The 26,447-nt window shown below is 71.4% G+C and carries 27 protein-coding genes; 12 read left to right on the top strand and 15 right to left on the bottom strand.

The genetic code is table 11. From position 1 onward, the window contains the following. Positions 1 to 666 carry a DUF998 domain-containing protein gene (locus BXA11_RS19015; protein ID WP_076436265.1) on the top strand — a complete coding sequence of 222 codons (666 nt, stop codon included), beginning with the start codon at positions 1 to 3 and terminating at the stop codon, positions 664 to 666. A 180-nt stretch (positions 667 to 846) separates the two neighbouring features. Here the strand turns inward: BXA11_RS19015 and BXA11_RS19010 are convergent, their stop codons facing one another. Continuing rightward, positions 847 to 1,872, bottom strand: a complete 1,026-nt coding sequence (locus BXA11_RS19010) for a pyridoxal-phosphate dependent enzyme (protein ID WP_076436262.1) — start codon at positions 1,870 to 1,872, stop codon at positions 847 to 849. A gap of 128 nt (positions 1,873 to 2,000) precedes the next feature. On the opposite strand from BXA11_RS19010, the gene BXA11_RS19005 reads away from it, so the two are divergent. Continuing rightward, positions 2,001 to 2,213 (top strand): DUF4287 domain-containing protein, encoded by a 213-nt coding sequence (locus BXA11_RS19005; protein ID WP_030507686.1) that lies wholly within the window; start codon positions 2,001 to 2,003, stop codon positions 2,211 to 2,213. Between the two features lie 112 nt (positions 2,214 to 2,325). Here the strand turns inward: BXA11_RS19005 and BXA11_RS19000 are convergent, their stop codons facing one another. From BXA11_RS19000 to BXA11_RS18990, 3 genes are all read right to left on the bottom strand, one after another. After that, a complete protein-coding gene (locus tag BXA11_RS19000; protein WP_076436259.1) occupies positions 2,326 to 3,117 on the bottom strand; it encodes an SDR family NAD(P)-dependent oxidoreductase in 792 nt (263 codons plus the stop codon). Continuing rightward, on the bottom strand, positions 3,108 to 3,347 hold the full coding sequence (locus BXA11_RS18995) for a hypothetical protein (RefSeq protein ID WP_143734391.1): 240 nt from the start codon (positions 3,345 to 3,347) through the stop codon (positions 3,108 to 3,110). Before BXA11_RS18995 ends, BXA11_RS19000 begins: the two co-directional genes overlap by 10 nt. A gap of 65 nt (positions 3,348 to 3,412) precedes the next feature. Beyond that, entirely contained in the window at positions 3,413 to 4,108 is a 696-nt protein-coding gene (locus BXA11_RS18990) for a type 1 glutamine amidotransferase domain-containing protein (protein WP_076436255.1), read from the bottom strand. Between the two features lie 202 nt (positions 4,109 to 4,310). Between BXA11_RS18990 and BXA11_RS18985 the strand changes: the two genes are divergently transcribed. After that, positions 4,311 to 5,189, top strand: a complete 879-nt coding sequence (locus BXA11_RS18985) for a LysR family transcriptional regulator (RefSeq protein ID WP_239104883.1) — start codon at positions 4,311 to 4,313, stop codon at positions 5,187 to 5,189. 56 nt (positions 5,190 to 5,245) lie between these two features. On the opposite strand, the gene BXA11_RS18980 is transcribed toward BXA11_RS18985, so the two are convergent. Further along, the gene (locus BXA11_RS18980) at positions 5,246 to 5,821 is read right to left on the bottom strand and encodes a helix-turn-helix domain-containing protein (RefSeq protein WP_076436249.1); all 576 of its coding nucleotides are present in this window, start codon (positions 5,819 to 5,821) and stop codon (positions 5,246 to 5,248) included. A gap of 187 nt (positions 5,822 to 6,008) precedes the next feature. Between BXA11_RS18980 and BXA11_RS18975 the strand changes: the two genes are divergently transcribed. Then, entirely contained in the window at positions 6,009 to 7,499 is a 1,491-nt protein-coding gene (locus BXA11_RS18975) for an MFS transporter (protein WP_076436246.1), read from the top strand. 69 nt (positions 7,500 to 7,568) lie between these two features. Next, positions 7,569 to 8,672 carry an alkene reductase gene (locus BXA11_RS18970; RefSeq protein ID WP_076436243.1) on the top strand — a complete coding sequence of 368 codons (1,104 nt, stop codon included), beginning with the start codon at positions 7,569 to 7,571 and terminating at the stop codon, positions 8,670 to 8,672. Here BXA11_RS18970 and BXA11_RS18965 read toward each other — a convergent pair. The 4 genes from BXA11_RS18965 to BXA11_RS18950 are packed head-to-tail and all read right to left on the bottom strand — an operon-like array spanning position 8,644 to position 12,580. After that, the gene (locus BXA11_RS18965; RefSeq protein WP_030507692.1) at positions 8,644 to 9,219 is read right to left on the bottom strand and encodes a GTP-binding protein; all 576 of its coding nucleotides are present in this window, start codon (positions 9,217 to 9,219) and stop codon (positions 8,644 to 8,646) included. The two genes, BXA11_RS18970 and BXA11_RS18965, sit on opposite strands and share 29 nt — an antisense overlap. Then, a complete protein-coding gene (locus BXA11_RS18960) occupies positions 9,200 to 9,565 on the bottom strand; it encodes a DUF742 domain-containing protein (RefSeq protein WP_081903487.1) in 366 nt (121 codons plus the stop codon). Before BXA11_RS18960 ends, BXA11_RS18965 begins: the two co-directional genes overlap by 20 nt. A gap of 13 nt (positions 9,566 to 9,578) precedes the next feature. Further along, on the bottom strand, positions 9,579 to 9,986 hold the full coding sequence (locus BXA11_RS18955) for a roadblock/LC7 domain-containing protein (RefSeq protein ID WP_076436241.1): 408 nt from the start codon (positions 9,984 to 9,986) through the stop codon (positions 9,579 to 9,581). Further along, entirely contained in the window at positions 9,983 to 12,580 is a 2,598-nt protein-coding gene (locus BXA11_RS18950) for a sensor histidine kinase (protein WP_076436238.1), read from the bottom strand. Before BXA11_RS18950 ends, BXA11_RS18955 begins: the two co-directional genes overlap by 4 nt. Positions 12,581 to 12,766: 186 nt before the next feature. On the opposite strand from BXA11_RS18950, the gene BXA11_RS18945 reads away from it, so the two are divergent. From BXA11_RS18945 to BXA11_RS18925, 5 genes are all read left to right on the top strand, one after another. After that, on the top strand, positions 12,767 to 13,579 hold the full coding sequence (locus tag BXA11_RS18945) for an SDR family NAD(P)-dependent oxidoreductase (RefSeq protein WP_076436236.1): 813 nt from the start codon (positions 12,767 to 12,769) through the stop codon (positions 13,577 to 13,579). Between the two features lie 212 nt (positions 13,580 to 13,791). After that, positions 13,792 to 14,571, top strand: a complete 780-nt coding sequence (locus tag BXA11_RS18940) for an SDR family NAD(P)-dependent oxidoreductase (protein WP_076436233.1) — start codon at positions 13,792 to 13,794, stop codon at positions 14,569 to 14,571. Positions 14,572 to 14,658: 87 nt separating this feature from the next. Continuing rightward, positions 14,659 to 15,708, top strand: coding sequence for an acyltransferase family protein (locus BXA11_RS18935; RefSeq protein ID WP_076436231.1), 1,050 nt, complete (start codon positions 14,659 to 14,661; stop codon positions 15,706 to 15,708). Between the two features lie 196 nt (positions 15,709 to 15,904). Next, positions 15,905 to 16,105: a hypothetical protein gene (locus BXA11_RS18930; RefSeq protein WP_030507699.1), complete on the top strand. Its 201-nt coding sequence runs from the start codon at positions 15,905 to 15,907 to the stop codon at positions 16,103 to 16,105. Between the two features lie 46 nt (positions 16,106 to 16,151). Then, on the top strand, positions 16,152 to 17,660 hold the full coding sequence (locus tag BXA11_RS18925) for an SPFH domain-containing protein (protein ID WP_030507700.1): 1,509 nt from the start codon (positions 16,152 to 16,154) through the stop codon (positions 17,658 to 17,660). A 50-nt stretch (positions 17,661 to 17,710) separates the two neighbouring features. Here the strand turns inward: BXA11_RS18925 and BXA11_RS18920 are convergent, their stop codons facing one another. Beyond that, on the bottom strand, positions 17,711 to 18,553 hold the full coding sequence (locus tag BXA11_RS18920; protein ID WP_204053541.1) for a helix-turn-helix transcriptional regulator: 843 nt from the start codon (positions 18,551 to 18,553) through the stop codon (positions 17,711 to 17,713). 164 nt (positions 18,554 to 18,717) lie between these two features. Here BXA11_RS18920 and BXA11_RS18915 point away from each other — a divergent pair, with 164 nt between their 5' ends. Beyond that, a complete protein-coding gene (locus BXA11_RS18915; protein ID WP_308441017.1) occupies positions 18,718 to 19,749 on the top strand; it encodes an aldo/keto reductase in 1,032 nt (343 codons plus the stop codon). 66 nt (positions 19,750 to 19,815) lie between these two features. Here BXA11_RS18915 and BXA11_RS18910 read toward each other — a convergent pair whose 3' ends face one another. Both BXA11_RS18910 and BXA11_RS18905 read right to left on the bottom strand, forming a co-directional pair. Then, positions 19,816 to 21,327 carry an ATP-binding protein gene (locus BXA11_RS18910; RefSeq protein ID WP_076436370.1) on the bottom strand — a complete coding sequence of 504 codons (1,512 nt, stop codon included), beginning with the start codon at positions 21,325 to 21,327 and terminating at the stop codon, positions 19,816 to 19,818. Positions 21,328 to 21,332: 5 nt separating this feature from the next. Then, a complete protein-coding gene (locus tag BXA11_RS18905; RefSeq protein ID WP_076436226.1) occupies positions 21,333 to 21,836 on the bottom strand; it encodes a cupin domain-containing protein in 504 nt (167 codons plus the stop codon). A gap of 35 nt (positions 21,837 to 21,871) precedes the next feature. Between BXA11_RS18905 and BXA11_RS18900 the strand changes: the two genes are divergently transcribed. Continuing rightward, complete coding sequence (locus BXA11_RS18900; protein ID WP_076436224.1) at positions 21,872 to 22,795, top strand: NADP-dependent oxidoreductase; 924 nt, start codon at positions 21,872 to 21,874, stop codon at positions 22,793 to 22,795. 18 nt (positions 22,796 to 22,813) lie between these two features. On the opposite strand, the gene BXA11_RS18895 is transcribed toward BXA11_RS18900, so the two are convergent. The 3 genes from BXA11_RS18895 to BXA11_RS18885 all read right to left on the bottom strand — a co-directional run bounded on the left by BXA11_RS18895 (position 22,814) and on the right by BXA11_RS18885 (position 26,427). Next, positions 22,814 to 24,346: an MDR family MFS transporter gene (locus tag BXA11_RS18895; protein ID WP_076436221.1), complete on the bottom strand. Its 1,533-nt coding sequence runs from the start codon at positions 24,344 to 24,346 to the stop codon at positions 22,814 to 22,816. 114 nt (positions 24,347 to 24,460) lie between these two features. After that, complete coding sequence (locus tag BXA11_RS18890) at positions 24,461 to 25,120, bottom strand: response regulator transcription factor (protein WP_076436220.1); 660 nt, start codon at positions 25,118 to 25,120, stop codon at positions 24,461 to 24,463. Beyond that, positions 25,108 to 26,427: a sensor histidine kinase gene (locus tag BXA11_RS18885; RefSeq protein WP_083744370.1), complete on the bottom strand. Its 1,320-nt coding sequence runs from the start codon at positions 26,425 to 26,427 to the stop codon at positions 25,108 to 25,110. Before BXA11_RS18885 ends, BXA11_RS18890 begins: the two co-directional genes overlap by 13 nt. Between the last annotated feature and the right edge of the window lie 20 nt (positions 26,428 to 26,447).

Raw genomic sequence — 26,447 nt, 5'->3', positions numbered from 1 at the left:
ATGGTCAAGAGGCTCTATCCCCTGCTCGCCGGCGGCGGCATCCTGCTCGCGGTCGTCACCGTGGTGGCGGCGCAGGTGAGCGGGGATTCCTCCCTGGACCCCGTCTCCATGACGATCAGCCAGTACGCCGCCCACGACGAGGGCGGCGTCATCGAGACGGCCATGGCCGTCCTCGGCCTGGCCTCGCTCGCGCTGCTGGCCGGTATGCGCGCGCTCGACGCCCCGGTGCACGGCTGGCCCGCCCGCCTGATCGGCCTGTGGAGCGTCTCGCTCATCGGCGCGGCCGTGGTCCCGTCGGGCACCGTCTGGCAGGGGGAGATCCACGGCGCCCTGTCGGCGGCGGCCTTCGTGAGCGTGCCCATCGCCGCGATCCAGTTGGTGGGCCGCCTGGGACGGGACGAGCGGTGGAAGGCCGCCGCCCGCCCGCTGGAGTGGCTGACGCTCGCCTCCGGTCTCGGCCTGGCGGCCATCACGTACGTCGCCCTGCCCGGTCACGGCGTCATGATCGGCCTGGTGGAACGGCTGCTGCTGACCGCCGAGGTGGCCGTCCTCGGAGTGCTCGCCGTACGGCTCGCGCAGCTCACGTGGGGGCCGTCGCTCAGGGGGCGGATCGGCGGCCGGATCGGTGGCCGGCGCGCCGCGCGCGACTTCCTGGTCCACCGCTGAGCTGTGTCCACCGCTGAGCTGTGTCCACCACTGAGCTGGGTTCACCGCCGAGCTGTGTTCACCGCCGGCCGGAAGGGCCGCATGCCGGATCGTGCGGGCGCGGGGGCGCCGCACGGCCCGGCGTGCGGCCCCTCTGCCGTCGGGCCGCCCGCTGAGGCCGACGGGCAGGCGCGGGGGGTGTCAGGGGTCGCCGAGCAGGTCGCGCAGGCGCTCGGCGTACGGCCGCCAGTCGAGGCCCCTGGCCGCCGCCCAGGCGTCGTCGTGACAGGTCGCGAGGTGGCGCTCGCCCGCGTCGCCGATCACGCCGACCACCTCGCCGCGCTCGCCCCGGTCGCGCATCCGGGTGATCAGTTCGAGAGCGGCCCACAGGTTCGTCCCCGTGGCGGCGCCGACCGCGAGCCCGGTCACCTGCCGTACGCGCCGGGCGGCGGCCACGCTCGCGGCGTCGGGCACGGGGACGACCAGGTCGACGACCTCGGCGTCGAAAGCGGGCTCCATCCGCGGCCGGCCGACGCCCTCGATGCGGCTTGGCATGCCCGTGGCGTAGTCGGGGGCGCCGGTGGCCCAGCCGGGGAAGTAGGCGGAGTTCTCCGGATCGGCCACGGCCAGCCTTCCCTCCAGGCCGTCGGCCCGCAGGCGGCGTCCGATCGCGGCGGACGTCGCTCCGGTGCCCGCCCCGACCACGATCCAGCGGGGACACTCGCCGAGCTGCCTGAACAGCTCGTCGGCCAGGCTCGCGCCGCGCCAGTCGACCTCGGCGGCGGACCGGTAGTGGTCGAGGTAGTGACCCCCGATCTCTCCGGACAGGCGGGCGGCCTCCTCGTACACCGCGAGCGGCGGGTCGACGTACCTGCACGTCCCGCCGAGCCGCTCGACGCCCGCCCCGGAGGACTTCTTCGGCATCACCGCGATGTACGGCAGGCCGAGCAGCCGGGCGAAGTAGGCCTCGGCGACGGCCATGGGACCGCCGGTGGCGTCGACCACGGTGGTCCCCTCGGTGATCCGCCCGTCGGTGATCGCCTGGGCGAACAGGGCGCGGGCCAGCCGGTGCTTCAGCCCACCGGTGGGCTGCGCCGACTCGTCCTTCAGCCGCAGCCGCATGCCCCACGCCCCAGGCAGCGGAAACTCGCGAAGCGGCGTCGTGCCGGCGTCTTCGCGCTCCCGGTCCAAACGGGCGACGGCCTCGGCCGCCCATCCGTCGGGCATGGTCGTCCTCCTGTCATCGCCGTTCCCCGGGCGACCTCAGACCTCCGGGGGGTACGCCGTCCGTGCCGCTGTTTGGCACACTGTCGCTCGCGGCATTTGACCATGATTAAGGACGGACAGGACATCGTATGACCGAAGCCGTGAAGGGCCCCGCCAGCTATTTCCCCTCGATCGAGAAGAAGTACGGCCGGCCGATCGCCGAGTGGAAGGAGCTGATCCGCAGCTCCCCGCTGACCAAGCACATGGAACTCGTCTCCTGGCTCAAGGCCGAGCATGGGCTGGGGCACGGTCATGCGAACGCCCTCGTCGCGCACACCCTGTCCGAGGACGGCGCGAAGTAGCGGGAACGCGCCGGGTCGCTCGGCGCCGGGCGGCCGCCGCCATCGTGAGCGGCGGTCGTCGGAGGCGCCGGGGCGGTTCCCGGCCGCCGCAGGAGCGCGTCCGGCCGGGGTGTCAGACGTCCGCCACCATCTTCCGGGTCAGTTCGCGAAGGCGGCGGCGGTAGTCCGGGTCGTACGCCTCTTCGGAGGCCCGCGCCTCCTTCTCGCCGTCGAAGTAACGGCCGGTGATCTCGGCCGGTTCCGGCGCGTCCACCAGACGCCGGGTGGCGGCCACCCCTTTCTCCAGCGCGTCGACGACCTCCATGCCGGATCTCCTGGACATGGCCGTCGGCATGTACGTGGCAGGGTGAATGCTGTTCACCGTGACACCGCTCCCCTCGAGTTCCTCGGCCAGATCGCGGGTGTGGCAGATGAGTGCGAGTTTGGAGCGGCAGTAGGCGGCGACGTCGGTGTATCCGCGTTCGAGCTGCGGATCGTCGAAGTCGATCGGCTGCTGGCCGATCGAGGCGACGTTGACGACCCGGGAGGGTGCGGCTCGGCGAAGCAGCCCAAGCAGTTCCCGGGTGAGCAGCACCGGCGCGAGATAGTTGACCGCCAGGCGCAGTTCATGCCCGTCGGCCGACAGCTGCCGGGATGTCCCTTCGACGTGGAACCCGATCCCGGCGTTGTTGACGAGCACGTCCAGCCGGTCGTGGGCCTCGGCGATCCGCGCGGCGAGACGCCGGACCTCGGCGAGGGAGGAGAAGTCGGCGGTGAACGTCTCGCCGCCGGTGGCCTCGGCCACTTCGGCGAGCCGCCGGGCGTCTCGTCCGTGCAGCAGCAGCCGGTGCCCACTGGCGGCGAGGTCTTCGGCGAGCGCGCGGCCGAGCCCGTCCGATGCGCCGGTGATGAGAATCAGTGCCATGTCTTCCACCTTTCTGGTAGTCGCGTTCCGTGCCGTGGGCGGACGACGGCGCGGGCGTTGGTCAGCCCGGCCAGGGCCACGAGCACGACGAGGACGAACGCGCCTGCGCCCAGGGCGAAGCACACCGTGAACCGGCCTTCGGCGGGCAGGGGGGACGCCCGGGTGGGGAGGTGCTCCGCGGGTTCTCGCCGGATGACTCCGAGGATCGGCACGGTCAGCGTCTGCATCATCGAGACGACCATCGCGCCGAGGCCGAGGACCGGAACGAGAGCCGGCGCAGGGACCGGCGCAGGGGTCAGCCGAGGGTCTTGAGCAGTTCGGCGGCCAGCGGCGCGGACGAGGCGGGGTTCTGCCCGGTGTATACGTTGCGGTCGACGACCACGTGCGGCGCCCAGGGCTCGCCTGCGGAGAATCGCACGCCCAGGGCGACCAGGCGGTCCTCCAGGAGCCACTTCACCCGGTCGGCGAGCCCGGCCAGGGTCTCCTCCTCCTTGGTGAAGCCGGTGACCTGGTAGCCGGTGAACGGCGAGGTGCCGTCCGGGCGCCCGGTGGCCAGGAGGGCGGCCAGACCGTGGCAGACCAGGCCCACCGGCATGTCCGCGTCCATGGCGGCGGCCAGGACGCGAGCCGAGTCCGCGTCGGCCGCCAGATCCTCCATCGGGCCGTGCCCACCGGGGTAGAACACCGCGGCGTACCGGGCCGGATCGATGCCTTCCAGCGCGATCGGGCTCCGGAGCTCCTCGGTGGACCGGAGCGTGGCGGCGATAGCGTCCGTGCCGTCCTGGCCGCCGTTGACCTCGGGGGCGAGGCTCGCCTGGTCGACCGTCGGCACGACACCGCCGGGCGTGGCGACGATCACCTCGTGCCCGGCCGCGGTGAACGCCAGGTATGGAGCCGCGAACTCCTCGGCCCAGAAGCCGGTCGGATGCTCGGTGCCGTCGGCCAGCGTCAGGTGGCGCGCACCGCTCATCACGAAAAGAATCTTCGCCATCACTCGTGCTCTTTTCCGCGGTCCTCGCAGAAGGCGAGGTGGGTGAGCTGACGGTGTTCTGCTGCCCGTCAGCGGGAACGAGCTGGATCGTAGGCCGCGCAGACATCAGCGAACCAATAGCATCGGCTCTATGAGCCATAGGCAGGCCGATACCTCAGTCGCTGTCGTGGGAGGCCGGGCAGCAGGTGGGCCCCTGGATCTGATGCTGCTGCGGACGTTCCTCGCCGTGTATCGCGCCGGTTCCTTCACCGCGGCGGGCGCGCTGCTGGGGCTGTCCCAGCCGACCGTGACGAGTCAGGTACGCGCTCTGGAGGAACAGCTCGATCGCCAGTTGTTCGAACGGCTGCCGAGAGGAGTGGCCGCCACGTCGGTGGCCGACGAACTGGCCGCGCAGGTCGCGGGCCCGCTGGACCAACTGGCGGTGGTGGCCGGACGAGGCCGCTCCGGCGACGAGTCCTCCGAGCCGGTGCATCTCGGGGGTCCGGCCGAGGTGCTGAGCGCGCGGGTCCTGCCCGCCCTGGCACCGCTGGTCGACCAGGGCCTGCGGCTGCGAGTCACGGCCGGGCTGGCCGACGACCTGCTGGAGGGCCTGCGCGCGGGGCGTTTCGACCTGGTTCTCTCGGCGATCCGCCCACGGGGCCGCACCGTGGTAGCCGTACCGCTCATGGACGAGGAGTTCGTGCTGGTGGCCGCGCCTGTCTGGGCGGACCGGATCGGGCCTGTCGGCTGCGACGACCCCGGGCCGCTGCACGATGCCCCGCTGGTCGCCTATGCCGAGGATGTGCCCATCCTCCGCCGGTATTGGCGCCACGTTTTCCGTACGCGCCTGACCAGGTCGCCCGCGGTGGTCGTCCCCGATCTGCGCGGTGTGCTGTCGGCCGTCGTCGCCGGAGCCGGGATCACCGTGCTGCCTCGCTATCTGTGTGCCGGCGAACTCGGCGCCGGTGAACTCGTGGCGCTCCTCGACCCGGACGACCCGCCCATCAACACCGGCTTCCTCGCGCAGAGGGCGGGCGCGCCCGAACGCCGCCAGGTCACCCTCGTACGGGACCGGCTGGTGCAAGAGGCCCGCCACTGGTGAAAACCCGTGATCGAGCGCGCGGCGGTCCGGGGCGCCGGCCGGTGCGCGACGTCGCTTCAGGCGGGACGGGCACGCAAGTGGGCGCGTTCGCCCTGCGGACCGAACAGGACGAGCAGTTCGACGGGGCGCGCGTCGGCCGACCCCAGCCAGTGGGGGACGTGGGTGTCGAACTCGGCCACCTCGCCGGGCTTGAGCACCAGATCCCGGTCGTCGAGGAGCAGTCGCAGCCGGCCTTCGAGGACGTAGAGCCACTCATAGCCCTCGTGCGTCTTCAGGTCGGGCTCGACCTCGTCGTGACCTGCTGGGATGACCAGCTTGTACGCCTGCATGCCGCCGGCCCGGCGCGTCAGCGGGACGAAGGTCATGCCGAGGCGGTGCACCGGGCGCAGATGCACGCGCGGGTCGCCGGTGCGCGGGGCGCCGACCAACTCGTCAAGGGGGACGCCGTAGGCGTGGGCCAGGGGGAGCAGTAGCTCCAGGTTTGGCCGGCGGCTTCCGCTCTCCAGCCGCGACAGCGTGCTTTCCGAGATGCCGGTGGTCCGTGACAGGTCGGCCAATGTGACACCGCGCTGTTTGCGCAGGTCACGCAGCTTCGGCCCGACGGCGGCGAGGACGTCTTTGAGCTGGTCCATGCCGACCAGCTTGCCGAAACGGCATGAGAAATTGCAACGGGAGCAGGGGGCGGGTCACTCTCGACCATGCCTGCGGGCCGGCCGGACCGCCGCCCTGGGCCTCTGCCTGCTCCCGTCTGCGTGCCCGGTCTTCGCGCCGAGGCGGCCCGGGAGCCGCCCCGATCCCGTAACTCGTGAGGACTTTTCGATGACCACCGACTCCAGTAGTACGCGGCAGCAGCCGGGCACCCGCGACTCCGATCCGCGCCGCTGGGCCGCCCTGACGGTGATCTCCCTGGCGACGCTGATGGTGGTGCTGGACGCCTCCGTGGTGAACATCGCACTGCCCCACGCACAGCGCGAGCTGGGCATCGCCGACGCGGACCGGCAGTGGATGGTCACCGCCTACACGCTGGCCTTCGGTGGACTGCTGCTCCTCGGCGGCCGCATCGCGGACTTCGCCGGCCGCAAGCGGGTCTTCCTGATCGGGCTGGTCGGTTTCGCCGCCGTCTCCGTGCTCGGCGGCCTCGCCCCCAACGGGCTGACGCTCTTCGCCGCCCGCGCGCTTCAGGGAGTGTTCGCGGCCCTGCTCGCCCCGGCCGCGTTGTCACTGATCAGCGTGACCTTCACCGATCCCCGGGAGCGCGCGAAGGCGTTCGGCGTCTACGGCGCCCTCCAGGGCGGTGGCGGAGCGGCCGGTCTGATCCTCGGCGGTGTGTTGACGCAGTACGCCGACTGGCGCTGGTGCCTGTTCATCAACACTCCGATCGCCCTGGTCGCGGCACTCGCCGCGGTGCCGGCCATCCGCGCGAGCCGGGCCGAGGGCCGGCGCCGTTACGACATCCCGGGAGCCGTCCTGGTCACGGGTGGTCTGGTGGCTCTCGTGTACGGCTTCACCGAAGCCGCGGAGGGAGCGGGCCGGCACATCGGAGCGGTCCTGGCCCTGCCGGCGGCCGGGGTCGTCCTGCTGGCCGCCTTCGTCGCCGTCGAACGGCGCGCCGCACACCCGCTGCTGCCCCTGCGGGTCGTACGGCACCGCGACCGCGCGGGATCGCTCCTGGCCTCCCTGTTGACCGGCGCCGGCATGTTCGGCATGCTGCTGTTTCTGACCTACTACCTCCAGGTCGACCTCGGCTATACGCCGCTGCAGGCGGGACTGGCCTTCCTCCCCTTCAGCGGCGGCATCGTCGCCGCCTCGGTGCTGGGGGCGGGATTGGTGACCCGTCTGGGTCCCAGGGCTCTGATGGTGGGCGGCATCGCGGTGGCCGCGGCCGGCATGCTCTGGCTGGCCACCTTGAACAGTTCCTCGACCTACCTCACCGGCGTTCTGGGACCCCAGATCCTGACCGCCCTGGGCCTGGGCCTGTTCTTCCTGGCCCTGCCCACGATCGTGCTGTCCAGCGTCGAGGCGCGGGACGCCGGGGTCGCCAGCGCCACGATCAACACCACCCAGCAGATCGGCGGAGCACTCGGCCCGGCGCTGCTCAACACCCTCTATGTCGCGGCGCTCAACGGCTACCTCGCCGGGCGGCGGTCCGCATCCGGGCAGTGGATCCAGGCCGTCCCGATGGACGGTTACCTGCACGGCTACCGGACGGCCTTCCTGGCCGCGGGAGGGCTCTTCGTTCTCGCCCTGGTCCTCGTCGCGGTGATGGTCACGAGATCCGTCCCCTCCACCGGTACCTCCGCCACCCGTTGACGTTCGGTTCGCCGCGTGCTCGTCCATCCCGTTACGCGGCACCCATCCCACTCACAAGGAGAAAATTCGATGCCAGACCTGTTCGAGCCGGTGACCGTCGGCACGTGGACGCTGGACAACCGCATCGCCATGGCGCCCATGACCCGCAACCGGGCCGGGACAGCGGGCGTACCGCGGGACATCACCGCGACCTACTATCGGCAGCGGGCGACCGCGGGCCTGATCATCACCGAGGGCGTCCAGCCCAGCGCGGCCGGGCAGGGCTACCTGAACACGCCCGGCCTGCACACGTCCCGGCAGATCGAGGGATGGCGCAGGGTCGCGGACGCCGTGCACGAGGAAGGCGGCCGCATCGTCGCCCAGATCATGCACACCGGGCGCATCGCCCACCCGGACAACAAGGACGGCCACGAAACCGTCGCTCCCAGCGCCGTCGCCGCGCCCGGCGAGATCTTCACCGCGCGCGGCCTCAAGCCGCATCCGGTGCCCCGCGCCCTGGAAACGGCGGAGGTGGCGTCCGTCATCGGCGAGTACGCGCATGCGGCGCGCTCGGCCGTCGAGGCCGGCCTGGACGGCGTCGAACTGCACTCCGCCAACGGCTACCTGCTCCACCAGTTCCTCGCACCCTCCAGCAACCGGCGCACCGACGCGTACGGCGGCTCCGCCACGGCACGAGCCCGGTTCGTCATCGAGGTGGCCCATGCCGTGGCCGAGGCGATCGGCGGCGAGCGGGTGGGGATCCGCATTTCCCCGGCGGCCAACCTTCACGGCGCCGTCGAGGACGATCCGGCCGAGACGGCCGCGACGTACGGGGCACTGATCGACGGGATCGCGCCGCTGGGCCTGGCGTACCTGCACACCATCGGCGATCCGTCCAGCCTGCTGCTCGCAGACCTCCGCACGCGGTTCGGCGGCCCGCTCATCGTCAACGACGGCTGGGAGCCCGTGACGGACGAGAAAACCGCTCGCCGACGCGTGCGGAGTGGTCAGGCGGACCTCGTCGCCGTGGGCCGGGCCTTCATCGCCAATCCCGACCTGGTGTGGCGCTGGCAGAACCACGCCCCGGTCAACGAGGCCGACAGCGCCACGTTCTACGGCGGCGACACGCGGGGCTACACCGATTACCCCAGGGCCGGGCGGGGCGCTACCGCTGGGCGGCCGTCAGCATCTTGAGCGCGTGCTCCACGAGCGTGACGAGCACGACCTTGGCCGAGGCGCGGCGCCGTACGTCGCAGAGCAGGACGGGGACGTCGGGGTCGAGGTCGAGGGCGATCCGCACGTCCTCGGGCTCGTGCCGGTCGGCGCCGTCGAAGCAGTTGACCGCGACGATGAACGGCGTGCCGCGCTGCTCGAAGTAGTCGATCGACGGAAAGCAGTCGGTCAGCCTGCGGGTGTCGGCCAGTACGACGGCCCCGAGCGCGCCGTAGGACAGCTCGTCCCACATGAACCAGAAGCGCTCCTGTCCGGGGGTGCCGAACAGGTAGACCACGAGTCCTTCCCTGATGGTGATGCGGCCGAAGTCCATGGCCACCGTCGTGGTCGTCTTGCCTTCAACGCCGTCGATGTCGTCGACGTCGACGCCGCGGTCGGACAGCACCTCCTCGGTGCGCAGGGGGCGAATCTCGCTGATCGCGCCGACCAGCGTGGTCTTGCCGACGCCGAAGCCGCCGGCCACCAATATCTTGAGGGCGACCGGCTCCTCAGAGGGCGCGAAGGCCATTGATCACTTCCTTGAGAATGCGCTCGCTTGGCAGCGGCGCCACCTTGCCCGGATCTCGTACGTCGACGAGTCCGAGGTCGTGCAGATCCCCGATCAGGACGCGGACCACGCCCAGCGGCAGGTCGATGTCGGACGCGATGTCCACCACCGACGCGCCTCTGCGCGCGATCTCGAGGATCCGCCGCTGCTCGGGGCCAATGCCGGGGACGTCCCTCGGTGAGCCCGTGCTGGTCACCATGGTGATCAGGTCGAGCTTGGCCCCGGAGTGCCGCGCCCGGCCCCCCGTCAGCGCGTAGGGCCGGACCAACGGCCCGGCCTCCTCGTCCATCCACTGGGGTCCCGTCATGTGGCCACCCATCTCATGGGGAGATCCGCCGCGGGTTGGTGGAGATGTGCTGGCCCACCCGCTTGACCAGCATCGCCATCTCGTACGCGATGTGCCCGACGTCGGCGTCGGAGGCGGCCAGCACGGCCAGGCAGGTGCCCTGGCCGGCGGCCGTGACGAACAGGAAGGCGGCCTCCATCTCCACGATGGTCTGCCTGACCTCGCCTCCGCCGAAGTGTCGTCCCGCCCCCCGCGCCAGGCTCTGGAACCCGGCGGCAACCGCGGACAGGTGCTCCGCGTCCTCCCGGCTCAGCCCTTGGGAGGCCCCAACGACGAGACCGTCGGTGGAGAGGATCACCGCCTGGCGGACGGCGGCGACCCTGCCGATGAGATCGTCGAGCAGCCAGTTCAGTTCGCCGGTCGACGTCGCTTTGCCGGTCATTCGTCACCCTTCTCGCCGTGCATGTTGTGTGCGTGGTCGCCGGGTGCGGCCCCACCCGGCTGATCGGAGTCCTCCCGACCTCTGAGCGCGCCGCGCTGGAAGGCGCTGAACATCGCCCTGGCCTCCTCCGGCGACCGCTCTTCCACGGTCGGGGCGGACAGCGGCGGCGTCTGCGGACCCGTCTCCTGGGACTGGGTGCGAAGCTGCGGGGCGATGTTGGCCTGGCGAACCCTGCGCGGCAGGCCGGCGTGGGTGCCGTTGGAGACGGGGCCTCTGGCCCGTTGTCTGCTCGTCCGCTGCGCCAGGCCGTTCGCCGCCACCCCTGTGGGGGCGGTCGCCGGCTCGGCGGACGGGACGACGGAGGGCGAAGCGGAGGGAACGGCCGCCTGGCGCGGGTTCTCGAAGCCGGAGCCGGGAGACCGCGAGGAGAGGTCGTCGCGCGTGGCGGAGGGCACGGCCTCGGTCCGCAGGGCGGCCGGCGTGAAGAACGGGGACGGCTCGGACGCGCCCGTGCGCTCCTCCCGGTCCTCCGTCTTCCCGGAAGCCTCTCCGGGAGCGTCTCCGGGGACGCCTTCGAGGACGCCGTCGGGGACGTCCTTCGCGATCTCCCCGACGAGCGTGCGGCCTTCGCGGGGCTCACCGGCGGCGGAGCCGCGCAGCCCGAGGTCGGCCTGGAGCGTGTCGTTGAGCGAGATGTCGGTGTCGTGACCGCCGGCCGCCAGCGCGGGCTTCGCGTGGGCGCCGCGTGGGGGCGGACCCGCCAGCGCCGCGGGCGAGCCTTCCTCCACCACCAGGGTCCGGGGGATGAGCACGATCGCGGTCGTCCCGCCGTACGGCGAGCCGCGCATGACCACCCCGATCTCGTGCCGGGCGGCGAGCTGGCCGACGACGAAGAGCCCGAGCCGGTCGCTGTCCGCCAGGTCGAACTCCGGCGGGTCGGCGAGCCGCGCGTTGATCTCGTCGTACTCCTCGGGCGTCAGGCCGAGACCGCGGTCCTCGATCTCCACCGCGAGCCCGTTGGCGACGACCTCACCGCGCACCTCCACCCTCGTCTGCGGAGGCGAGAAGATCGTGGCGTTCTCCAGCAGCTCGGCGATCAGGTGCACCACGTCGGCCACGGTCGCGCCGGCGATGGCGACGTTCGGCATCGGGGCCGTCGAGACGCGGGTGTAGTCCTCGACCTCGGAGATCGCGGCGCGGACCACGTCGATCAACGGCACCGGCTTGCGCCATGCCCGTCCGGGCGCGGAGCCGGACAGGATGATCAGGCTCTCCGCGTGGCGGCGCATGCGGGTGGTCAGGTGGTCGAGCCGGAAGAGGTCCTCCAGGCTCTCCGGGTCCTCGGCACGGCGCTGCATCGTGTCGAGGAGCGTGAGCTGGCGGTGCAGCAGGGTCTGGTTACGGCGGGCCAGGTTGAGGAAGACATGGCTGACGCCACGGCGGAGGGCGGCCTGGCCGACGGCGGCCTCCACCGCCGTGCGCTGGACGGAGCTGAACGCGCGCGCGACGTCCTCGACCTCGTTGGAGCCCGTCGCCTTGATCGGGGGCGCCTCCGCCTCGACGTTGACGTCCTCGCCCCGCCGCAGCTTGTCGACGACCTGCGGCAGCCGTGAGACGGCGAGTTCGAGCGCGGCGTCGCGCAGCCCGGCGAGGTCGCGGGCGAGACGGCGGCCGAACCGGACGGAGAAGATGATCGTGGCGACGATCACTATGAGGCCGAGCCCGCCGGCGACCAGGATGCGGAGCATGATCCCGGTGGCGACCGATGTGGCGGAGACGTTGAGCGCGTCCGAGGCCTTCACCCGGGCCGAGTCGAGCCGGAGGATCATCTGGTCGACGGTCGGCGACCACTTCTCGGCGTCCGCGGGGAGCGGGCCGCCGGAGCGCACCTGGTTGACGATCTGGTTCTCCAGGGCGGTGAACCGCTCGAACAGCGGCGAGGTGAGCACCTGCTCGTACGGCGCCCGCATGTCACCGCTGAGGACCGGCCGGTTCTTGCCGTAGAGGAACCGCCGGGTGGCGACCCACTCGCTGAAGGCGTTCTGCTCGGCGCCCGTCATCGTGCCGCTGGCGAGCGCCCCGCGTACGAGGGCGTCCTCACGAGTGATCATCTCGTGGGCGTTGCCCATCCCCTGCATGGCGCTGGCCTGCTGGAAGGTGGCCAGGTCGGGCACCGAGACGAGCCGCTCGTAGAGCGCGAACAGGTCGTCCATGATCGTGTTGTACGAGGTGATGGCCGTCAGCCTGTCGGTCCTGCCGAGCGAGACGCCCTCCCGGATCGTGGGCAGGCGTTCGAGGGAGGACAGCAGGGACTCCATGGGCGCCAGGAGCTCGTCGCTCATGGCGTTGCGGGTCGCCCTGTCGTCGGCGGACTTCTTGAACCTGTCCGCGGCGGCGGTGGTCTTGGCCTGCTGGGCGGTGAGCGCGGCCGACGTCGTCTGGCCGCTGCTGAGGACGCCGGCGGTCAGCGCGCGTTCGGCCTGGATCTGGGTGCCCAGGTCGGTGGAGGTCACTCCAATGGTGTCGTACAGCGTCTTGGAGTTCAGGAGGACGAGGCCGTCCCCGACCGTGAGTTTTAGGGCAAATCCCCACATAGCACTCAACATGAGCAATGGCAGGAGCAGCAACAAGAAGATCTTGAACCGAATCGACCGGTTTCTCGAACCCATAGCCACTCCTGCATTGCTGGAGGCTCGCGCCGCATTTATGGGGGAATGCACCTCCGGAAGATCGCACAGAAGGCTAGCACCGATACAGTTCTGGCGCAGTGGGAGGAACTGATGATTACAGTGATCACTGGGGCTGGTGCCGGAATCGGTGCAGCTTCTGCCCTTGATCTCGCCCGGCGAGGTCACCAAATCGTGCTCGTCGGACGTACCCCGGAGAAGCTCCGCGCCGTCGCGGACCGCGCGGAGCAGGCCGGCGGCAGCCGTCCGGACACGCTCCTCGCGGACTTCTCCTCCCTCGATGAGGTGCGCGGGCTGGCGGCGGAGCTGCTGGCGCGGTACGAGCGCATAGACGTGCTGGTCAACAACGCCGGCGTGATGACGCCCGACCGCCGGACCACCGCGGACGGCAACGAGTGGATGATGCAGGTCAACCACCTGGCGCCGTTCCTGCTGACGAACCTGCTGCTCGACCGGCTCACGGCGTCGTCCGCCAGGGTCGTCACCACCTCGTCCCGGGCGGGGAAGACGGGCCGCCTCGACCCGGCCGACCTGTCGAGGGAGCGGCGGCGCTGGAACGGCTGGCTGCAGTATGGCGACTCCAAGCAGGCCAACGCGCTGTTCACCGTGTCGCTCGCCGAGCGGGGCCTGGCCGCCACGTGTCTCCACCCCGGGGTGCTCAAGACCTCGTTCGCCGAGGGCACGTTCTTCATGAAGCTGGTGTGGCTCCTCCCGGGCATGGGCGAGCCGCCGCAGGCCGGAGCCGAGCGCATCGTCCATCTCGCCACCCACGCCGACGGCGTCGATCACCCGGGCCGGTATTTCGTCAAGAACGCTCCCGTACGGGCGCCGGAGAGGATGTCGGACCCCGCCCTCGCCGCCGCCCTGTGGGACGCGAGCCTGGCGGCCACCGGGCTGTCCGCCTGAAGGAGCGCCGGCGGGCTGTCCGCCCGTAAGCGCCGTCGGCTGCCCGCCCGCAAGCGCGCCCTGCCTGGTATCGGCGGTCCCAGGAAGACGGGTCATCTGGCTGCTCACCCGGTCGTCTCCGCATCCTGGAGTCACGGATGCGGAACACGACCCGGCTCCACGAGAGCCGCACTCCGGCCCCCGCGGCCGGGCAGGGAAAGGGAACAGCAGTCATGAGCACGCTCGCACTCGTCACCGGCGCCACCTCGGGAATCGGCAGGGCCTTCGCCGAGCGGCTGGCGGCCCTCGGCCACGACCTGGTGATCGTGGGCCGGCGGAAGGAGCGCCTGGAGGAGTTCGCCGCCTCGCACCCCGAGGTCGGGGTGCGGACGGTGGCCGCCGACCTGTCGACCGACGAGGGCATCGACACGGTCGCCGAGATCTGCGCGGCCGAGCCGTTGACCACGCTCGTGAACAACGCCGGGGTGTCGCACTACATGCCGCTCGACGAGCTCCCCGCCGGCAAGGCCAGGGAACTCGTGCACGTCAAGGTCGTCGCCCCGACGATGCTCACCCGCGCCGCCGTCGCGGGCATGCGGGAGCGGGGCGAGGGCGCGGTGGTCAACGTGGCCGGGATGATCGCCTTCAGCGGTCCCGCGCCGCACTCCCAGATGCCCCGCAGGGCCGTCTACGCCGGGACCCTGGCCCACCTCGTCGCGATGTCCCAGACCCTGAGCGCGGAGCTCGAAGGCACGGGAGTCGCCGTGCAGGTGCTGTGCCCCGGCGTGGTGGCCACCGAGTTCCACGAGCGTCAGGGCCTCGACCTGAGCGCCGTGCCCCGCATGAGCGCCGACGACGTCGTCACGGCCAGCCTGCGCGGCCTGGAGCTGGGCGAGACCGTCTGCGCCCCCGGCGTCGAGGACGCCGGACTCCTGGACGCGGTCTTCCGGGCCGAGCTCGCCGCCTTCGGCGGCCAGAGTCACCGGCTCGCCACGCGCTACCGCGCCGCCTGATCCGCCCGGGCGGGCATGGGAAGAGTTCGGGGAGTGTTCGCCCGCGGTTGCGCCGGTGCTCACGGCGGGTGACTAGGGTCCGGCCGCATGACCGTGATCGCCCCCGCCCGCCCGTCCGGCAGGTCCGCCGTCCGCGACCCGCTGCTGGACAACGCCAAGTTCCTGGCCATCGTGCTCGTCGTTTCCGGGCATCTCGTCGAGGATCTGCGGGACGTCCCCGCGGCGCATGCGCTCTACTTCTTCGTCTACCTCTTCCACATGCCGCTCTTCATCGTCGTCAGCGGCTATTTGTCCCGTAATTTCACGTTTTCTCCGGGTAAGGCGCGCAAGCTCATCAGCGGCCTCGCGGTGCCGTACGTCATCTTCGAGGTGGCCTATTCGCTGCCCCGCTTCTTCTTGTACGGCAAGCTCGAGATCAGCCTGCTCGACCCGTACTACCTGACCTGGTTCCTGATGTCGCTGTTCCTGTGGCGGCTGTCCACGCCGGTCTGGCAGCAGTTGCGCCACCCTCTGGTGATCGCGGTCGGGCTGTGCCTGCTGTCCGGCACCAGCGCCCTGCCCGACGAGTTGTCGATGAACCGCACCCTCGGCCTGCTGCCGTTCTACGTGCTTGGCCTCATGCTCACTCCGGAGCACCTCGACCTCCTGCGCGGTCGCCGGGCGAGGATCGCGGGCGGGGCCGTCCTGGCGGCGGCCCTCGCCGCCGCGTTCGCCGTGCACACGCTCGTGCCGACGGAGTGGATCCGCTGGCGCCACTCCAACCACCAGATCGGCGTGGACGACCTGACCGGCACGCTGATCCGGCTCGCCCTGCTGGCGGCCGGCGCCCTGCTGGTGGCGGCGTTCCTGGCGGTCGCGCCGAGCCGCCGCACCTGGTTCACCGGCCTGGGCGGCGCCACGATGTACGCCTACCTGCTGCACGGGTTCGCCGTGAAGGTCGCCGAGCGCTTCCACGACGTCCTCGTCAACCCGCTCGGCGTGACCGCCATGGCGGTCCTCGGGATCGTCCTCGCGGCCCTGCTCTGCACGTCCCCCGTGCGCAGGGCGTTCCGGTGGGCGGTGGAGCCCGACGTCTCCTGGGCCTTCACCCGGCTCCGCCGGCCCGGGAAGAGGGAGCCCGCCGCGCCGGCCCAGTAGTCGTGTACGGATCGTCCCGCCTGACGGAACTTCTGGAGTGATCTCCCCGTTCTGCCAGGTGATGGTGCGAAGTAGGGCGAATTGCGCGGCCGGCGGGGCTGGGAACGGAAAACGGCTCTGTCACGGCACGGTGATACGGGGTAACCTGCGCATTCGCGGTGCAGCCAGGAGCGGTGAAAACGACGGGGTGACGCGGGTGGTCGGCAGACAGGGCAGGGTCACGGGCAGGATCGGCCCCGGCCTTGTCGGCGAGGTGATGGTGCCCATCCGCGGGGGTGTCGAGGCGTTCTACGCCTATCCGAGCATTCCGGACGAGGAGATCCCGGTGGGGTCCATCGTCGTCGTCGTGGAGTATTCGCCCCCGCGCACCGTCTATGTCGCTCGCGCGGTCGTCTGACTCGCTCCCTCCTCCACTCCTTTCCCCCCACCACACGGAGGCTCCCATGTCAACGGAGATCCTGGTCGTGGGCGGTGTGGCCGTCGTCGCCGTCATCGTCCTCATCCTCCTGTTCAAGGCCATCTGGCGGGTCGCCGAACCGAACGAGGCACTGATCATCTCGGGTCTCGGTGCGCACACGAAGAACGAGCTGGCCGACAGCCTCGGCTTCAAGATCGTGACGGGCAAGGGCACCGCCGTGCTGCCCGGCTTCCAGACGGCCCGGCGGCTGCGGCTCGACAGCCGGGCCACGAACCTCCAGGTCAACTGCGTGACCCAGCAGGGCATCCCGGTCCAGGTGCGCGGTGTGATCATCTACAAGGTGGGCGACGACTTCACCAGCATCGCGAACGCCGCCCGGCGCTTCCTCGACCAGCAGGACTCGATGAACGGCGCCATCCACGAGCTGTTCACCGGTCACCTGCGCTCGATCATCGGCAACCTGACCGTCGAGGACCTCATCCTCAACCGCGAGCGGCTCACCAGCGAGACCCGCAGCTCCGCGGCCGACGAGATGAGCAAGCTCGGCCTGGTGGTCGACTCGCTGCAGATCCAGGAGATCGAGGACGAGACCGGCTACATCACGAACCTCGGCAAGCCGCACGCCGCGAAGATCGCCGCGGCGGCCCGAATCGCCGAGGCCCAGCGCGACCAGGAGGCCACCGAGGCCGAGCAGGTCGCGGCCGCCAAGAAGGCCGCCGCCGTCCGCGAGTCGCAGATCCAGCAGGCCGGATACCAGGCGGAGGTGGACCAGGCGGCGGCCAAGGCCCGGCAGGCAGGACCGCTGTCGGAGGCCACCGCGCGGCAGGAGGTCGTCGTCCAGGAGACCAGGGCAGCGGAGCTGGAGGCCCAGCTCGCCGAGCAGCGGCTCCAGTCGCAGGTTCGCAAGCCCGCCGACGCCAAGGCGTACGAGACCGTCACGCTGTCCCAGGCCGAGCGCGACGCGCGCATCGCCCAGGCCGAGGCGGAGGCCAGGGAGACCGAGCTGCGCGCAGCGGCCCAGGCGTCCCAGGTGAAGCAGGCGGCGGCGGCCGACGCCGAGTCGGTGCGGGTGCGCGGTGAGGCCGCCGCGTCGGCGACCAAGGCGACCGGTCTGGGCGAGGCGGAGGCCGCCAAGGCGCGGGGTCTCGCGGAGGCCGAGGCGGCCAAGGCCAAGGGTCTCGCGGAGGCGGAGGCCGCCAAGGCCAAGGGTCTGGCCGAGGCCGACGCGATCAGGGCCCGGTCCGAGGCGCTGCGCGAGAACCAGGAGGCCGTCATCGCCCAGCAGCTCGCCGAGAACTGGCCGCAGATCGTGGAGGCCGGCTCCAAGGCGTTCGGCAACGTCGACCACATGGTGGTGCTCAACGGCGCCCAGGGCATCGAGGAGATGCTGGCCAAGGCGCTCACGCTCGGCGGCACCGGCCTCGGCCTGGCCCGCTCCCTGCTGGCCGGCGGCGCCCCCGCCGCGGCCAAGGACGGCGCGAGCGTCAACGGCGCCGAGCCCACCACGAAGAACGCCATCGACGCCGCCTCCTGACGGCCCGCGTTCGTCCCCGTCCCTTCGGACGGGGACGAACGTCTCGTGGTTCAGCCGCGGATCATGTCCTGGAGGCCGACCACGCGCAGCAGCTCCAGCCGCTCGTGGGACTCGCTGCCCGGGCGGGCGGTGTAGACGACCAGCCGCTGGTCGTGCTCCGGGCTCAGCATCACCTCGCAGTCCAGCTCCAGCAGGCCGACGACCGGATGCTGGAAGCGCTTGACGTCGGCGCGGCGTACGGCGACGTCGTGGGCGTTCCACAGCGCGGAGAACTCCTCGCTGCGGGCGCGGAGCCGGCGTACGAGCTCTGCCAGCCGGGCGTCGTCCGGGCGGCGGGCGGAGGTGGCGCGCAGATCCGCCACCGCCGTGCGGGCGGCGTGGTCACGGTCCGCGGCAGGGAAGAGCTCCCGCGCGGACGGGTCGGTGAAGTAGCGCCAGATGACGTTGCGCTCCGCCTCGGGGCGGGCGGACGCGTCACCGTGAAGTGCTTTGTCCATCGAATTCTGCGCGAGGACGTCGCCGCGGTCGTTCACCACCTGGGCGGGCGTGTCGATCAGCCGGTCGAGGATGAGCAGCAGGCCGGGCCGGACGTGCTCCGTGGCCGGCCGGTCCCGCGGCGGCTCCTCGCCGGCCAGGTGGAAGAGGTGGTCCCGTTCGTCGCCGGTCAGCCGCAGCGCGCGGGCGACGGCGGCGAGCATCTGGCGGGACGGGTGCGAGCCCCTGGCCTGTTCGAGCCGCGTGTAGTGGTCGGTGGACATGCCCGCCAGCTGCGCGACCTCCTCGCGGCGCAGTCCCGGGGTGCGCCGCCGCGCGCCGTGCGACAGCCCCACGTCGGCAGGGGCGACTCGGGCGCGGCAGTGACGCAGGAAGTCGGCCAGTTCGGTTCTGTCCACACCCTTCACCATGCCCTTCACCATGCCCCGGTGCGCCGGAGGTTGCCAGGGACGGCCTGTCCCCGGATAAGGGCGTCTCTCCCGCCCACGCCCGCGCCGCCGGAAGCTGGGAGCCGGGTTCGCCGACGCCACGGACGACCCGGACTGTTCGACGAAGGAGAGGCATGGTTCGCATGCAGTACCGCACGCTCGGCCGCACCGGTATCAAGGTCAGCCCCTATGGGCTCGGCGCACTGATGTTCGCCACGTCCATCGGCAACCCCGATCCCGGCGACTCGGCCCGCATCATCCACAAGGCGCTGGACGCGGGGGTCAACCTCATCGACACCGCCGACGCCTACGGCGATTCGGAAGAAATCGTCGGCAGGGCGCTCAAGGGACGGCGGGACAACGTCGTGCTCGCGACCAAGGTGAGCCGCCCCGTCGGTGACGATCCCAATCAGCAGGGCGCCTCGCGGCGCTGGATCATGACCGCCGTCGAGAACTCGCTGCGCCGCCTGGGGACCGACCACATCGACCTCTATCAGATCCACCGGCCGGACCCCGCCACGGACGTCGAGGAGACGCTCTCCGCGCTCTCCGACCTGATCCACAGCGGAAAGGTCCGTGCGATCGGGACGTCCGCCATGCCGGCGTCCGACATCGTCGAGGCCCAGTGGGTCGCCGAGCGGCGCGGCCTGGAGCGGTTCCGCACCGAGCAGCCGCCCTACTCGCTGCTCAACCGCGGCATCGAACGCGAGGTGCTGCCGGCCGCGCAGCGCTACGGAATGGGCACGCTCGTGTGGGGCCCGCTCGGGCAGGGACTGCTCACCGGACAGGTCCGCAAGGGGCGGCAGAACGAGCTCCGCCGCGCCGGCCTCCTCAAGCACGTCAACGACGAGCACCGTATCGAGGTCGTCGAGCGGTTCATCTCGCTCGCCCAGGAGGCGGGTCTGCCGCTGACCCACCTCGCCATGGCCTTCGCCATCGCTCATCCCGGCGTGACCAGCGCCATCATCGGGCCGCGCACGATGAGCCACCTCGACGACCTGCTCGCGGGCGTGGACGTCGCTCTGACCGACGACATCCTCGACCGGATCGACGCGATCGTCCCGCCCGGCACCGACGTCGGCGTGCTCGACCAGGCGTACGTGCCGCCGGCTCTCCAGCAAACGAGCCTGCGCCGCCGCCCCCTCGGCGAGCGCACGGCCGCCTGACACCTTCGCAGGGGACGGCACCGGGCTGGGCCCGGCCCGCGCCCGAATGTCTCCCGTACGACGTGATCATTCGTAGAGGTCGTCGAGATCCACCAGATGGACGTCGTCCCTACGGCTCGCCTCCGCGAGCAGATCGGCCGCGAAGCCGGATTCGCTGAAGACGGCATAATGCGTGGCTGAGACGTCGATCTTGCTGATGGAGCGCATCCGCTCTCTGATCTTCTCCAGCCGTCGCAGATCGTGCCCGCTGCGCGGCTCGGCGGTGCATTTGGCCTCACCCAGGATTCGGATGGCGACCCGGTCTCCACGTGGAGAGGCGTCAGGGTCCAGCATCACCACGTCAACCTGATGGCCACGTTGCCCTTCCGCGCCGGAGCTGATCGTCGTCTGGCCGACCTCGCCCGGCTCGGAGAACCCGAGCCGGGCCCATCCTTGGTCGGTGAGCCAGTCACGAACGAGGTCTTCGAAATGCGGGCCTAGGATGTTGCTGCGAAAGACGTCGGCTGAACGCTCCCAGACCGTGCGGGCTCTGCCGCGCTCGAGTTGACTGAGACGAGGCAGGATCACGGCGTGGGCGAACCGGAGGATCGGCTCGGCTATGTGGTAGCTGGTCTTCCCGGAGAACACGAGGTCCTCCACGCGTCGCACCAGGCCGGTGTCCACCAGGGCATCAAGCGGATGCTTCATGCTCCGCGCGTCGCGCCCCAATGCGGCAGCGATCTTTCCGGGCTTGGTCACACCCTGAGCGATCTGCCGGAGCACCCCCTGGTAAAGGGCCCGGTGGGTGATCCGCGGGTCCTCTCGCAGTAGCCGGTCATGCTCCTGAAACAGCATGGACGCGGGGTTCAGCACGGTCGCGACCACCCACTCGTCAAGGTCAGGAGGAGCGTGGAATCCCGAGGTGGGATAGACGGCCTCGGCCAGCATCCGATAACCGGGCACTCCTCCCACGATGGCGTGCAGCCGCAGGGCTGTGGGGCGGTGCGTGGCGTTCCAGAAACGCGCTGCGAGACGGTGGTCGAAGGGCCGGATCAGTTTGCCGAGCGCCGCTCTTCCGTACAGCGGCTTGTCGCCGGAGAGCAGGTTCGCCATCAGGGAGAAGGCGGACCCGCACAGCACGATCCGAACGATGCCACGCCGGTCGCGCTTGTACCGGTCGAAGGCGTTCTGGATGTAGGACGATAGGGCAGGTGTGCCGGAGAGCAGGTACGAATACTCGTCTATCACCATGAGAGCCGGTTTGCCGGTCTCCACGGAGCGCCGGGTCATCTGCTCGACGGCAGCCTCGATCCCGGACTTCCAGTCCGCGAATCGCAGCGGCACGGCCAGGCCGAGCCATTCGGCGAGGGACGCGGCGAAACCGTCCAACGCCGTACGCGGGTCGTCCTCTGCGGCCACGTGATAAAGCCCGCCGTACCGCCTGGCCAGATGATCGAGGAGAAAGCTCTTGCCCTGGCGGCGATGACCGTACACCACCGCGAGGTTGGGTCCGGGATCGGGATTCGTGACGAAACGCTCTAGTTCAGCCCACTCGGCATCGCGGTCGAAGATCTCCGCTGGTTTGCTTGGAGTCGCCATCACATCTAACTCCGCTTCGACGAAGTGAACTTAGATGACATTAGCCTGCCACCGGCGCTCGGCGGGTGAGCCGTGGAAGCCCAGGCCCGCAGGATGTAGAGCAGGAGCATGTCCAGCAGCGCGGGGACGACGGCGTCCGTGCCCGGGCGGGGAGAGGTGATCTCACGGCCGAGAAGGGCGACGAGCGTGCCCAGATCGGCCTCCGCGTCCGTGGCGGCCTGCGATCCGGTTGTCGGGGCGGCGCGGGCCGGGAGGTGGATGAGGCCGGGCAGGTCGTGCAGCAGCGGGTGCGCATGCCCGGGGTCGAGGCGATATCCCCCGCAGTCACCGTGGTCGCCTCGCCGCCGTCCGGGGTGTCCGGTCCCGCCGAGTCGCTCACGAACAACGCCAGGTCCTCGGCCGTCGGGTCGCAGGCGGTGACGGCGAGGGGCGTGCCGGGCGTATGAAATCCGGACTTCATGACATTGGGGGTCTTGGCCGGGCTGCTTATGGTGGTACTCATGACACACGAGATCCCGGCCACAGAATGAGCGCTGGAGGTGCGATGCGGGCCGCCCGCATCCATGCGTACGGCGACGCGTCAGTGATCCGCCAGGAGGAGATCCCGATCCCCGCGCCGGGCCGGGGCGAGGTGCTGGTCAAAGTGGCGGGCACCTCGTTCAACCCGTCCGAGATCGGGCTGCGCTCGGGGCTGCTGCGGACCGTGGTGCCGGAGCTGCGCGACCTGCCGCTGCCGTACACGCTCGGGTGGGACGTCTCGGGCACCGTTGTGGCGACCGGAGCGGGGGTGTCCTGGCCGCGCCCGGGGGACAGGGTCATGGGCCTGCTTGAGGGCGGTGCGGCGGCGGACTACGCGGTCGCGCCCGCGCGGCTGCTGGCCCCGGCGCCGACGGCCGTCCCGCTCGCGGACGCCGCCGCGATCCCCGTGGCGGGCCTGACGGCGTGGCAGGCGGTGCACGAGCACGGCCGGATCGCCCCGGGGCGGCGCGTGCTGGTCAACGGGGCGGGCGGCGGGGTGGGGATGTTCACCGTGCAGCTCGCCAGAAGGGCCGGAGCGACGGTGATCGCCACGGCCGGGAACGCGCGCAGCGCGGCGGCGGTCCGGGCCTACGGAGCCGCCGAGGTGGTGGACTACCGGACCGATCCTCTGCCCGGGGACCTGGACGTGCTGTTCAACCTCGTCCCGTTCGCACCCGGCGCCGGGCCGGACCTGGCCCGGCTGGTGCGTCCCGGCGGCCACCTCGTCTCGATCACCGCGCCCGTTCAGCCGCCCCCGGGCTCGCGGGTCACCGCCACGCGTTTCGTGACCCGCAACGACGTCGATCAGCTCGCCGAGCTGGCTGCCCTGGTGGACGCGAAGGAGATCGTCGTCGACGTCGCCGAGCGGCACCCCCTGGCCGACCTGGCGGCCGTGCACCGGATGGCCGAAGCCGGTCGCACCCGGGGCAAGGTCGTCATCGAGCTCTGACCCGTGGGAGCCGTCCCGTCAGTCGAACGTCAGCTCGGTCGTACGGCGGGGCATGAGCAGCAGCGCGGCGACGCTGAGCACGGCCACGACGACGAGCGCGATGAAGATGTGGTGGACCGCGTCGTACAGCGCGCCCCTGACGAAGGACGCGGTGGCCGAGTGGGCCGCCGCGCCCTGGGCCTTCAGCACCAGGCTCGTGGCGTCGAGGCTGTCCGGCAGCCGTCCCGCGACGTCGGCGGGCGGGTGGGCGAAGCGGTCCGACAGCGTCGCGTTGGAGATGGCGCCGAGCACCGCGGCCCCGACCGTGCTGCCGAGCGAGCGGCAGAACATGTTGGTCGCGGTGACCACGCCGCGACGCTCCCAGCCGACGACCGACTGCACGGCGACCATCGTGGGGCTGGCCGACAGCCCGAGACCGACGCCGACGACGAAGCAGGCGGCCGCGACCTGCCAGATCATGGCGTTCTGGCCGAGCAGCGCGCACAGCACGGCGCCGGCCACCACCACGACGATGCCGATCAGCGCGGTGTCGCGGAACCCGATGCGCATGTAGAAGCGGCCGGAGAACGTCGCCGCGAGGGGCCAGCCGACGGTGAGCGCGGCGAGGGCGAAGCCCGCCACAAGCGCGCCGGTGCCCAGCACGCCCTGCGCGTACGTCGGGACGTAGGAGGTGAGCCCGATCGTGAGGGCGCCGATGCCGAGGGAGGTCAGGTTGCCGCCGGTCAGCGTGCGGCGGCGGAACACCCACAGGGGCAGCACCGGCTCGGCCGCGCGACGCTCCACGAGCACGAAGGCGGCGATCAGGAGGAGGCCCGTCGCGAAGATCAGCAGGCTGGGCGCCGAGTTCCAGTCCCAGGCGACGCCGCCCTCCAGCAGGCCGAGGATGAGCAGGGAGGAGCCGCCGGTGAGCAGCACGGCACCCGTGTAGTCGATCCGGTGGGAGCCCCGCTTCACCTGCTCCTTGAAACGCCGGGCGAGCATCCAGGTGGCCACCGCGCCGAGCGGCAGGTTGATGAAGAAGATCCAGCGCCAGGAGACGTACTCGGAGAAGATGCCGCCGAGCGTCGGGCCGACGACCGCCGAGATGCCCCACACGCTGGCGAGGTAGCCCTGGACGCGGGCCCGCTCCTCGACCGTGTAGAGGTCGCCGGCCATCGTCATGCTGATCGGCTGCACCGCTCCGGCTCCGATGCCCTGGATCGCGCGGAAGGCGATCAGCGCGGGCATGCTCCAGGCCACCCCGCACAGCACCGACCCGAGCAGGAACACCCCGATGCCGAAGAACATCACCGGCTTGCGCCCGAACACGTCGGCGAGCTTGCCGTAGATGGGCACGGTCACGGCCTGCGTGAGCAGGTAGATCGAGAACAGCCAGGGGAACTGGGAGAACCCGCCGAGGTCGGTGACGACGGACGGCACCGCGGTGGCGATGATCGTGCTGTCCAGCGCCACCAGTGCGGTGCAGAGCATGATGGCGGCGAGCACGGGACCGCGCTCCGACCGTAGCCCGATGCCTTTCGATGCCGTCGTCGCGGTCGACTTCGTGGTCACGTGAGGGGCTCCCCTGTCCGGCGTGCACGTACGCGGGACCCGCCCGCCCGAGGGCGGAAGAGTCCCGGAACAGCGCAACTATCGCAAACCGCCCGGCATTCCAGCGCTGTGGCGTCAGCCGCGGCGCTGGGTCTCCTCCAGGTAGCGCAGGACGGCCGTGACCCTCCGGTCCGCCCGGTCGGTGGGCGCCAGGTCGAGCTTGGCGAAGATGCTGCGGATGTGCTTGTGGACGGCGCCTTCGCTGACGAAAAGCCGTTCGGAGATGGCGGTGTTGCCCAGCCCCTCGGCCATCAGGGCGAGCACGTCGCGTTCCCGGGCGGTCAGCCGTTCCAGCCCGCTGTCGGAGCGGGTGCGCGTGAGCAGCTGTGCGACGACCTCGGGGTCGATGGCCGTGCCTCCGGCGGCGACCCGGTGCAGGGCGTCGAGGAACTCGCCGACGCGGCCGACCCGCTCCTTGAGCAGATATCCGAGCCGGTCGGTTCCCGCGGCGAGCAGCTCGGTGGCGAACGCCTGCTCGACGTAGGCGGACAGCACGAGCACCGCCAGGCCGGGCTGACGACGCCGGGCCTCCACGGCCGCCGCGATGCCCTCGGTGGTGTGGGTCGGAGGCATCCGGACGTCGACGATGGCCACATCGGGCCGGTGGGCGTCGACGGCCGCCAGGAAGGTGTCCGGGGAGTCGGCCGTGGCCACCACGTCCAGGGACTCGGCGCGCAGCAGCAGCGCGACCCCCTCACGCAGCAACGGGTCGTCCTCGGCTATCACGATCCGCACGGCAACTCCACGTCGACGGTGGTCGGCCCGCCAGGCGGGCTGGTCAGGGTGAGGCGTCCGTCGTGCGCCTCGATCCGGCCGCGCATGCCGGTGAGCCCGGAGCCGTGCCGCTCGTCCGCGCCGCCGACGCCGTCGTCCTCGATCCGCAGGCACAGCCGGCCGCCCTCACGCCGTACGGTCACGGTGGCGTGCCGGGCCCGGCTGTGCCTGGAGATGTTGGTGAGCGCCTCGGCGCTCACGAAGTAGGCGGTGGCCTCGATGGAGGCGGCGCACCTGCCGAGCGCGTCGACGTCGACCCGGCACGGCACCGCGCAGTTCGCCGCGAGCCCGGCGAGCGCGTCGGCGAGCCCCCGGTCGGCCAGCACGGGCGGCAGGATGCCGCGGACGACCGTACGGAGCTCGGCCAGTGCCTGCTCGGCGGTCTCCTGCGCGCGTTCGAGCATGTCCTCCGCGCCCGGCCGGTTCTGGGACAGCGCGCGGCGGGCCGCGCCGAGCAGCACGGTGACGGCGACCAGCCGGTTCTGCGCCCCGTCGTGCAGGGAGCGTTCGATCCGCCGCAGCTCCGCGGCGTGGGCGTCCAGCGCCGCCGCGCGGGTGGCCGACAGGTGCGCGACGCGCAGGGACAGGTCCATGTCCGCGGTGGGCGCCAGCAGCCGGCGTCCCGGCCACGCCTGCAACCGGGCCATTCCTTTCCCGAGCGCCAGGAAGCAGACGGCCAGCCCCACGCCGAGGAGCGCGACCGCCCAGGCGTCGGCGTCGTCGTGCACGTCCCAGAACACCGGTGTCGGGGCGGGGTCCTCCACGGGGAGCGTCCGCCACCACAGCGGGTACGTGACGTCCTGCACGGCGTCCACCACCAGGGTCAACGCCGCGAGGCCGAGGAACAGGCCGAGCGTGGCGTGCACGAGGAGCCAGCACAGCTCCCGCCGTACGGCCCGATCGGCGAGGGCCGCGCGTACGCCGGCGGGTGCGGGCCCCAGACCGACGATCTCCGGCCCCCAGAAGGACAACCGGCTGCGCTCCCGTTCGGCGACGGACCGTACGACACGCGGCACGGTGGGCGCCAGGAGCAGGCCCAGGCCGATCACGCAGGTGAGCGCGACCAGGACGAGCCACGCCAGACCGGCGAGCGCCAGCAGCGCGGTGCCGAGACCGCCGACGAGGTGCTCGAACGCGTCGAAGAGGTCACGGGCGCGTGCGGCGACACGCCGCCGGCCGCCTGGCCGGGCATCCGTCCGGGCGTCTGGCCGGTCGTCCTGCCGGCCGTCGCGCCGGGTTTCCGCCGGCTTCCGCTGGCGCGCCGCCATGATGCACCCCCTCGGGCTGA

Source organism: Microbispora rosea (assembly GCF_900156315.1).
Classification (GTDB): domain Bacteria; phylum Actinomycetota; class Actinomycetes; order Streptosporangiales; family Streptosporangiaceae; genus Microbispora; species Microbispora rosea.
Note: the sequence above shows the minus strand (reverse complement) of the source record. Positions and strands in the feature narration are given on the sequence as shown.

What these genes read in the sequence shown, in the direction of transcription:
- BXA11_RS19015 (WP_076436265.1), top strand. Translation starts at nt 1, where the DNA reads ATGGTCAAGAGGCTCTATCCCCTGCTCGCCGGCGGCGGCATCCTGCTC.
- BXA11_RS19010 (WP_076436262.1), bottom strand. Translation starts at nt 1,872, where the DNA reads ATGCCCGACGGATGGGCGGCCGAGGCCGTCGCCCGTTTGGACCGGGAG.
- BXA11_RS19005 (WP_030507686.1), top strand. Translation starts at nt 2,001, where the DNA reads ATGACCGAAGCCGTGAAGGGCCCCGCCAGCTATTTCCCCTCGATCGAG.
- BXA11_RS19000 (WP_076436259.1), bottom strand. Translation starts at nt 3,117, where the DNA reads ATGGCACTGATTCTCATCACCGGCGCATCGGACGGGCTCGGCCGCGCG.
- BXA11_RS18995 (WP_143734391.1), bottom strand. Translation starts at nt 3,347, where the DNA reads ATGATGCAGACGCTGACCGTGCCGATCCTCGGAGTCATCCGGCGAGAA.
- BXA11_RS18990 (WP_076436255.1), bottom strand. Translation starts at nt 4,108, where the DNA reads ATGGCGAAGATTCTTTTCGTGATGAGCGGTGCGCGCCACCTGACGCTG.
- BXA11_RS18985 (WP_239104883.1), top strand. Translation starts at nt 4,311, where the DNA reads ATGCTGCTGCGGACGTTCCTCGCCGTGTATCGCGCCGGTTCCTTCACC.
- BXA11_RS18980 (WP_076436249.1), bottom strand. Translation starts at nt 5,821, where the DNA reads ATGGACCAGCTCAAAGACGTCCTCGCCGCCGTCGGGCCGAAGCTGCGT.
- BXA11_RS18975 (WP_076436246.1), top strand. Translation starts at nt 6,009, where the DNA reads ATGACCACCGACTCCAGTAGTACGCGGCAGCAGCCGGGCACCCGCGAC.
- BXA11_RS18970 (WP_076436243.1), top strand. Translation starts at nt 7,569, where the DNA reads ATGCCAGACCTGTTCGAGCCGGTGACCGTCGGCACGTGGACGCTGGAC.
- BXA11_RS18965 (WP_030507692.1), bottom strand. Translation starts at nt 9,219, where the DNA reads ATGGCCTTCGCGCCCTCTGAGGAGCCGGTCGCCCTCAAGATATTGGTG.
- BXA11_RS18960 (WP_081903487.1), bottom strand. Translation starts at nt 9,565, where the DNA reads ATGACGGGACCCCAGTGGATGGACGAGGAGGCCGGGCCGTTGGTCCGG.
- BXA11_RS18955 (WP_076436241.1), bottom strand. Translation starts at nt 9,986, where the DNA reads ATGACCGGCAAAGCGACGTCGACCGGCGAACTGAACTGGCTGCTCGAC.
- BXA11_RS18950 (WP_076436238.1), bottom strand. Translation starts at nt 12,580, where the DNA reads ATGTGGGGATTTGCCCTAAAACTCACGGTCGGGGACGGCCTCGTCCTC.
- BXA11_RS18945 (WP_076436236.1), top strand. Translation starts at nt 12,767, where the DNA reads ATGATTACAGTGATCACTGGGGCTGGTGCCGGAATCGGTGCAGCTTCT.
- BXA11_RS18940 (WP_076436233.1), top strand. Translation starts at nt 13,792, where the DNA reads ATGAGCACGCTCGCACTCGTCACCGGCGCCACCTCGGGAATCGGCAGG.
- BXA11_RS18935 (WP_076436231.1), top strand. Translation starts at nt 14,659, where the DNA reads ATGACCGTGATCGCCCCCGCCCGCCCGTCCGGCAGGTCCGCCGTCCGC.
- BXA11_RS18925 (WP_030507700.1), top strand. Translation starts at nt 16,152, where the DNA reads ATGTCAACGGAGATCCTGGTCGTGGGCGGTGTGGCCGTCGTCGCCGTC.
- BXA11_RS18915 (WP_308441017.1), top strand. Translation starts at nt 18,718, where the DNA reads ATGGTTCGCATGCAGTACCGCACGCTCGGCCGCACCGGTATCAAGGTC.
- BXA11_RS18910 (WP_076436370.1), bottom strand. Translation starts at nt 21,327, where the DNA reads ATGGCGACTCCAAGCAAACCAGCGGAGATCTTCGACCGCGATGCCGAG.
- BXA11_RS18900 (WP_076436224.1), top strand. Translation starts at nt 21,872, where the DNA reads ATGCGGGCCGCCCGCATCCATGCGTACGGCGACGCGTCAGTGATCCGC.
- BXA11_RS18885 (WP_083744370.1), bottom strand. Translation starts at nt 26,427, where the DNA reads ATGGCGGCGCGCCAGCGGAAGCCGGCGGAAACCCGGCGCGACGGCCGG.